General features: G+C 36.5%; 8 protein-coding genes. 3 read left to right on the forward strand and 5 right to left on the reverse strand.

Annotated features, from left to right (window positions below; translation table 11 throughout):
* Positions 1–27: 27 nt before the first annotated feature.
* Positions 28–1,596: an ATP-binding cassette domain-containing protein gene (locus FTU69_RS06845; RefSeq protein WP_159124549.1), complete on the reverse strand. Its 1,569-nt coding sequence runs from the start codon at positions 1,594–1,596 to the stop codon at positions 28–30.
* A 381-nt stretch (positions 1,597–1,977) separates the two neighbouring features.
* Here FTU69_RS06845 and FTU69_RS06850 point away from each other — a divergent pair, with 381 nt between their 5' ends.
* Together FTU69_RS06850 and FTU69_RS06855 are read left to right on the forward strand one after the other, a co-directional pair.
* Positions 1,978–2,271: a type II toxin-antitoxin system RelB/DinJ family antitoxin gene (locus FTU69_RS06850; protein WP_180103631.1), complete on the forward strand. Its 294-nt coding sequence runs from the start codon at positions 1,978–1,980 to the stop codon at positions 2,269–2,271.
* A complete protein-coding gene (locus FTU69_RS06855; protein WP_180038331.1) occupies positions 2,264–2,545 on the forward strand; it encodes a type II toxin-antitoxin system YafQ family toxin in 282 nt (93 codons plus the stop codon). The genes FTU69_RS06850 and FTU69_RS06855 overlap by 8 nt, the downstream gene beginning before the upstream one ends.
* A gap of 114 nt (positions 2,546–2,659) precedes the next feature.
* Here FTU69_RS06855 and FTU69_RS06860 read toward each other — a convergent pair whose 3' ends face one another.
* Both FTU69_RS06860 and mobQ read right to left on the reverse strand, forming a co-directional pair.
* On the reverse strand, positions 2,660–3,130 hold the full coding sequence (locus FTU69_RS06860; RefSeq protein ID WP_004870960.1) for a hypothetical protein: 471 nt from the start codon (positions 3,128–3,130) through the stop codon (positions 2,660–2,662).
* Positions 3,127–4,098 (reverse strand): MobQ family relaxase, encoded by a 972-nt coding sequence (gene mobQ / locus FTU69_RS06865; protein ID WP_180038332.1) that lies wholly within the window; start codon positions 4,096–4,098, stop codon positions 3,127–3,129. The genes FTU69_RS06860 and mobQ overlap by 4 nt, the downstream gene beginning before the upstream one ends.
* A gap of 363 nt (positions 4,099–4,461) precedes the next feature.
* Here mobQ and FTU69_RS06870 point away from each other — a divergent pair, with 363 nt between their 5' ends.
* Positions 4,462–4,746: a hypothetical protein gene (locus FTU69_RS06870; protein ID WP_004871868.1), complete on the forward strand. Its 285-nt coding sequence runs from the start codon at positions 4,462–4,464 to the stop codon at positions 4,744–4,746.
* On the opposite strand, the gene FTU69_RS06875 is transcribed toward FTU69_RS06870, so the two are convergent.
* Both FTU69_RS06875 and repM read right to left on the reverse strand, forming a co-directional pair.
* On the reverse strand, positions 4,743–5,039 hold the full coding sequence (locus FTU69_RS06875; protein ID WP_163167926.1) for a hypothetical protein: 297 nt from the start codon (positions 5,037–5,039) through the stop codon (positions 4,743–4,745). The two genes, FTU69_RS06870 and FTU69_RS06875, sit on opposite strands and share 4 nt — an antisense overlap.
* Positions 5,036–5,968, reverse strand: coding sequence for a replication initiation protein RepM (gene repM, locus FTU69_RS06880; protein ID WP_026438545.1), 933 nt, complete (start codon positions 5,966–5,968; stop codon positions 5,036–5,038). Before repM ends, FTU69_RS06875 begins: the two co-directional genes overlap by 4 nt.
* Between the last annotated feature and the right edge of the window lie 816 nt (positions 5,969–6,784).

Genomic DNA, 6,784 nt, shown 5'->3' on the forward strand with positions numbered 1-6,784 from the left:
TAAATCTATATATTTGAAAATGTCATTTTACTCAATTAAATACTCTTCAGATATTTCACACTGTTCAACAAAAAAATGATCATGTGAAACTAAAATTACAGCGCCCTGATATTGGCTAATAGCCTGCGATAGAAGCTCTCTAGACTCAATATCTAAATGATTTTCTGGTTCATCAAGCAATAATAAATCAATACCATCAGGATAGTGACTCATTGCTAATAATGCGACTTTCAATTTTTCACCACCACTCAGTTCTGATAGTTTTAATAAAGCTTTTTCACGACGAATACGTAACTGACCTAACAAATTTCTCCACTCAACTTCAGTAAGATTGGAGTTATAAAGTGCAAGGTTTTCGATTACGGATAAATCATTATTTAATAAACTAAAGTTTTGATCTAAATACAAACATGTTCCACTAAAGAAAATATCATCACGTTGATGGGTAGAAATCAATTTCAATAAGGTTGATTTACCAATTCCATTAGCACCTTTAAGATGGATTTTTTCGCCAGCTTTCAATGCAAAATTAATTTTATTTGTTGCTGTATGGGGTAGCTTTAAATCATGAATTCTTAAAATCTCTCCTTGCTTCGTACTCTGTAAGTGGAATTCAAACTTCTGAGCTTTGATTTTTTCTACAATGGTCTGCCTATTAATCAGACTATTTTTCAAATCATCAGTTTGTCGAGTTTGTTGGGCACGTAGCTTACCTAAGCTTTGTCCAGCATTTTCCTTTTTGAAATCTAGAAAAATCTTTGCTTGAGAATTAGAATCACGAAGTTCATTGCCTTTAGATTGACGTTTATTCGCTTTCATTAAGCTATCATGTTGCCGTTGTTTTAACTGCTTTAATTCTTTTTTCTCATTATTAATAGACTGAGTTAATGCATCCATGTGTAGCTGATGCTGTTGAATGTAATGCTCATAATTACCTTTGTAGTGTTGTAAGCCTAATTCAGTTAAAGCATAAATATGTTGGACTTGATTGAGTAATTGGCGATCATGACTAATCAGGCATACACCACTAGGGTGTGCCAAAATACTCTCAATTAACCATTGTCTAGATGTTGAGTCTAAATGGTTGCTTGGTTCATCTAAAAGTAGATAGTGATCCTTTTTTAAAAACAAACGACATAAAGCCAGCTTTGTTTTTTGTCCTTCACTCAGTTTTTCTGTTGGAAAGTTCAAATCCGTAGGTAAGTCAGCATTTTCAAGTATATTTTGCCATTTTTGTGGTAAATCCCAGGTATTTTCAACTAACTCATAATCATCAAAACTAGCTGTATTGTTCTCTATACGCCGAAAAGCATGATGTAAATGATCTACCTCTAATGCTTGTGCAATATTTTCAGCATTAAGGCGTTCTAATTGTGCCAAATAATCATGTTGGATATTCCATGAAACTTGACCACTATAATGAATATCTAAAGCTTGGCTTTGATCTAATATTCTGAACAATAGGGATTTACCTAAACCATTACGTCCAATTAATGCAGAAACCTGTCCTGATAAAAGCGTAATGTTTAGCTGATCAAACATTTTCTGTGTAGAAAATTCTAAATTTAAGTTTGAAGCAATACATGCATGTTGCATAAAAAATTCCTCATGTAGAGGATATGCAAAATAGTGAAGATTAACTTATAAAAAACAATATATTATTTAGGATATAAAGTAGAGACCAAGAATATATAGCCACAAGTAGAATCTATTTTGCACATCAAAAGTTTAAAAATAATGATGAGAAAATGACTTACTTCATTGGCGTTACTCTTGGGAGGATGATTTGAATAAGGTTATTTTATAATGATAAGACAATCTGTCAAGCTTGTACTAAAGCTTCTAAAAGTTATTTAACATAATGGCGATTATGCGAAATTCAGTTGTCAGAAACCATTTATTACATCAAAAGTAATGAAAAAGTAAAGAATATGACTTATATTATCTTTACTTTAATGGTTTTTGAGTGAGGGAATCATGTCCGCAGTCAATTTCAATATGCGCTTAGAAGCAGAGTTAAAAGAACAAGTTACCCCTATTTTGGAAGACTATGGTTTGACTATGCCTCAAGCATTCAAACTGTTCTTGAATCAAATCGTTAAAACTAAAGCGATTCCTTTGTCTTTTGACTATGCACAAGAACCTGCTTTAACTCCTAAAGCAGCAGCCAAGTTACTTCAATCTTTAAAAGAGATTGAAAATGGCGAGTACACCGAGTACGAAACGGTAGAAGAAGCGATTAAAGCTATGTCGGAAGAAGCACATGGCTAAACGTAAGATTGTCGTAACCAGTTCTTTTAAACGTGATATTAAAAGACGTTATTTAGAACTGGTTACGGCTGAATGGGCAGAAGTATTAGATTGTTTAGTCGCAAATAATCCTTTGCCTGAAAAGTATTTAGATCATCCCTTGAAAGGTGGTGCAGAGTTTAAAAATTGTCGTGATTGTCATGTGAAGCCTGATTTAGTCTTGATCTATAGGCTTGTTGGTGACGATATTTTAGAACTGCATCAGTTGGATAGCCATTCCGAAATTTTTGGATGACTATCGCTCGATGCTTTGAAAGATGGCTTTAGCCATGTTTCAAAGTCGGGCAACTTTGCGACTGCTGTCATTGATTCGGTGATGGCAAGAGCCGAGCAAAGTACTGTCTAATCATTATTTTGGGTCAATCACACAATAATCCTTATTCGCTCCGTGACAGTCATTTTTCATGATGCGAACGCAAGACTTCCCATTGCAATTTTTAATATCTAGGCTGTATTTTTGTTCTAGCCATGCAACGTCTGCTCTACGCTGTTTGATTTCGTCCATGCTCGGCACATATAAAAATAATGCTAAAAAGAAAACGATCAGCAAGCTAACAAAAGCACTGGCGTAGATTGCCATGAATCGCCAGTCAAGTTGATTGGTTGCATTGTTTAATTCCCGAATACTGTTGTTGAGTGCGTCTATTTGCTTCTGATTGGCGTTTTTTAGGTGTTTTTCGGTCTTATTGAGTACTCCGCTAGCCACTTCCTTATAAAACGCTTCTAATCGCTTGTTATCGTCTGCTATGGCTTCTCGATACTCTTTCATAGATGCCAGTAAAATATAGAGCTGGTCATCTAGGTCGTTTTGGTTGCTCATCGGTACATTCCGCCCTGATCTAAGTCTTGTGATGCTTTACGGTTGGCTCGCTCGGCTTTCTGTTGCTCTAGTTTTTGCTGTCGTTGTATTTCGGCTTGGCGTTCTTGTTCTAGGCGTTTAGCTTCTTGGTTTTTCTGCCATTGCTCGAAGCCTTGCTCGGCACGGTTTAAACCGTGCTGTAAAACGCTGTCTGTGCGCTGTTGCTGTTGCTTGAGCTGTTGGGCGTTCTGCTGTTTCACATTGTCATTAAAACGGCTGATTTCAGTGTCTATGCCTTGTCTGCGTAATTGGGTGACTTTAGTGCCTTCATGGATGGTGGCTTGTAGTCCGTTATTCTGATCGGCATAGCTGCGGTGATCTATTTTTTCTCGGTAGCCTGCTCGTTCTAATGCGTGATTGGCTAAATTTGCCCACGTTTCCCGAATCTGTTTAATTTCGTCTTGGGTTGTCCCCATACCAAGGCTTTTTCGTTTGGCGTTGCTGAGTTCAATATCGGTTTTGGTGGTCAGAGTGAGTTTATTGTCTGCATCCAATTCGGCTTTTCGGGTTGTGAGCATGATATGGGCGTGATGGTTTTTATCATTACCGCCTTTACTGGGTTCATGGATGGCTAAGTCTGCAATCACGCCATAGCGATCAACTAAGGCCGTGGCAAATTCTTTTGCCAAGTCCTTACGTTGATCAGCGTCTAATTCATCAGGTAGGGCAATGACCCATTCTCTAGCAGTTCGAGCATCTTTGCGGTTTTCGGACTGTTCCGCCAAGTTCCACAATTCGCTACGGTCTATTTCTATATCAAGGTTAGACACAATTTCGCTATGGGCGACACCATCCTTTCTCGTAAAATCGTGGGTTAGTCCTGTTCGTTCATCTTTGAGTTTTTCCCCTGCACGATAAGCCATAGATGCAACGGCAGTTCTTCCCGAACTGCGGTTAACGGTTTTGGTTGTACAGTGGTAAATCGCCATTAAATTTTCCTTGTGGCATCCACGTATTGATTACATTTCGGGCATTCTTTTCTAATAGTTTGAATGGATACTCCATTCATTTGCTCTATAAGAATTTTAGGTAATTTGTATAAAAATTCATTCCCACAGTTTGAGCATATAAAAATATGCTGTTCATCAATATTGTATTTCTTCATTTGCTTTACCGCTCTTGCTTTTGCTTTTGGGGTTAAGGGGTGTCCCCCTTACGCATCTTTTGACTTGAATGAAATTCAAGTCGTAAGTGCGCATTTCATGAAAAACACGATAGCATATTACCCGCTTGAATTTCAATTCATAGGGTCTTATGCTTGAGTGGTTTTCTATATTCCGAAATTAACCGTTATGACTAAATCTGCTGAAAATATCGAAAAGAAAATTGAAGCCCAGTTAGAGAAGCTGAAACAGTTAAAAGCACAGAAACAGGCTATTGAAGCAAGAGAACGTACCAAAAAGAAAGAACAGGAGCGCAAGGATGATACTCGGCGTAAAATTTTGCTCGGTTCTTACTTGATTAAGAAAATGCAGGCAAATGAAGCCAATAAAGAAAAAATACTCGCTGAACTCAACGAATATTTAACAGAAAATAGAGATCGACAGCTTTTTGATTTGCCCGATATTGAAGCCTAATTTTTCTTAGCTGTTTGGTTTTTTTGTTCGGCTTGATACTCTGGAATGAGCGTATTTAAAACCTTTTGAATATTGTCCTTGTCCTCGATTTGTAAATTATCCCGATAGTAAATTAAGTTCTGTATTTTGCTTTCCATCTGCATTTTTTCGGTGGGTTCGGCATCTTTGGATAGTCGGGATAATAGGAAGATATAACCGCATATATTTTCCCTCGCAATTTCATAATTTACGATGTCGAGGTATTCAACGGTCACATGCTTTAGATCGGTTGATAGGTTATTTAATTTAATCATGGCTGAAATCCTGATTTTTCTAAAATTGGATAAAGCTCTCTGAATTTTTCAGGCTCTAACAGCATATCTGCTATACGGATAGCAAATTGTTGGTAGCTTTCTGTACCTTGTGAATATTTCCCCATTTCAGGCATTTCTGACATTTTTTTTGCAAATAAATGGCGTTGTGCATCGGTCATTTTGATAAAAAAGTCAGGTGTGTTTGGGTCACGCTTAGAATCTAATTTTTTCGGTTGTTGTTTCTGCTTAAACTTGAATGAAAACCCAGTAATTGTACGCCCTTTCTTGTGTTGCTCATAAGTGGCTTTTATGTCTGTATGTTCATTGATTTGAGTAATGGCAGTTTCTAATACACGGCTTTTAAAATGGTGCATACGTTGATATTCATCATCTTCAACACCTAAATTTTTACGTAATTGTTGTAGTTCAAAAACAGGTGTTTTACCAACTTCACGCCAAGCGATTAATAACTCATAAAGTCTAGTGGCATACTTACTGGTTAGGTGTGCAACTTGTTTGGCTTCATATTTTGTAAAGTGTTCTTCTAATCTAGTGATTAAAGGAACTACATCAGGTGCGAAAGTAATTTCTAGTAATGCCAAATCATCTACATAAAAAATACGGCTTACCCAGCGAGAGCGAACGATACCTACCTTCCCTGTTTTTTTATATTCGGCTGTATAGCTAAACTGCCTGTTAAATAGATTATTTACGGCATCTTTCAGGGCTTTGTAGGATGCATCAGGTGATACATTAAATAGTTTTGCATAGTCACTAGCATGTATTTCTAGTTTGCTATCTGCCGTAATACCCCGCCCTAATTCCCTTGCATTAATGATTGCAAGCATGACTAAACGCTGTTCCGTTAGTTCTAAATTATAACTGGCGTTTATTAATGCATTATCTTTCACAACTAAACCATTCTTCATATTAAATACACGTTATTATTAATGTGTATTTACACACTATATATTTTATGTGTGTAAATCAAGAGAATTTGTGTGCTTATACAAGAGAATTTGTGTGCTTATACAAGAGAATTTGTGTGCTTATACAAGAGAATTTGTGTGCTTATATAAGCTGTAGTCCTCTCATATCAATGTTTTCAGCTTATCTAAAAGCATTTAAAAGCTTTAAAAATAATTAAAAGCCTTTCGAGAGGGGAGTGCAAACTGCCCTAGGTACTCGCTAAAGCTCGTACTCTATTGAAGCTCGTTCCTCGCTTCGTGGGGCAGTTTTTGGTTAATCCTATTTGTGAAATCTAAAAGCAAAAGCATTTGTAATGTATTCGCTTCGCTCATACTTTTTGAAAAGCAAAAGCTCCAAAGTTCGCACCCATTCGGGATGCTCTGTACCTACCGTTTAAAATCGAAAGGGAGCTTGTAATCAGAGAAAAGGCGAGGGCGAAATTTTGATGATGCTCAATCGCTCGTAGACACTCGCTCGGTTCTTATTATCTAGGTTTTAATTATTTACTGGAGCTAATCAAAGTTGTGAAACATTGCTTAAATAATAGGCGTGGAACGTGAAAAATCATAAAAAAAGCCCGAACAGGGATGTTCGGGCTATAAACTAGAAACTACAGCATTGATTTCTATAGATAATTATAACGCATTTCGTATAAGGTGTATTATGTTAATTTTAGTAGAACTAATAAATCTATATATTTGAAAATGTCATTTTACTCAATTAAATACTCTTCAGATATTTCACACTGTTCAACAAAAAAATGATCATGTGAAACT

The organism is Acinetobacter sp. YH12134 (assembly GCF_013418555.1).
Taxonomy (GTDB): Bacteria; Pseudomonadota; Gammaproteobacteria; order Pseudomonadales; family Moraxellaceae; genus Acinetobacter; species Acinetobacter indicus.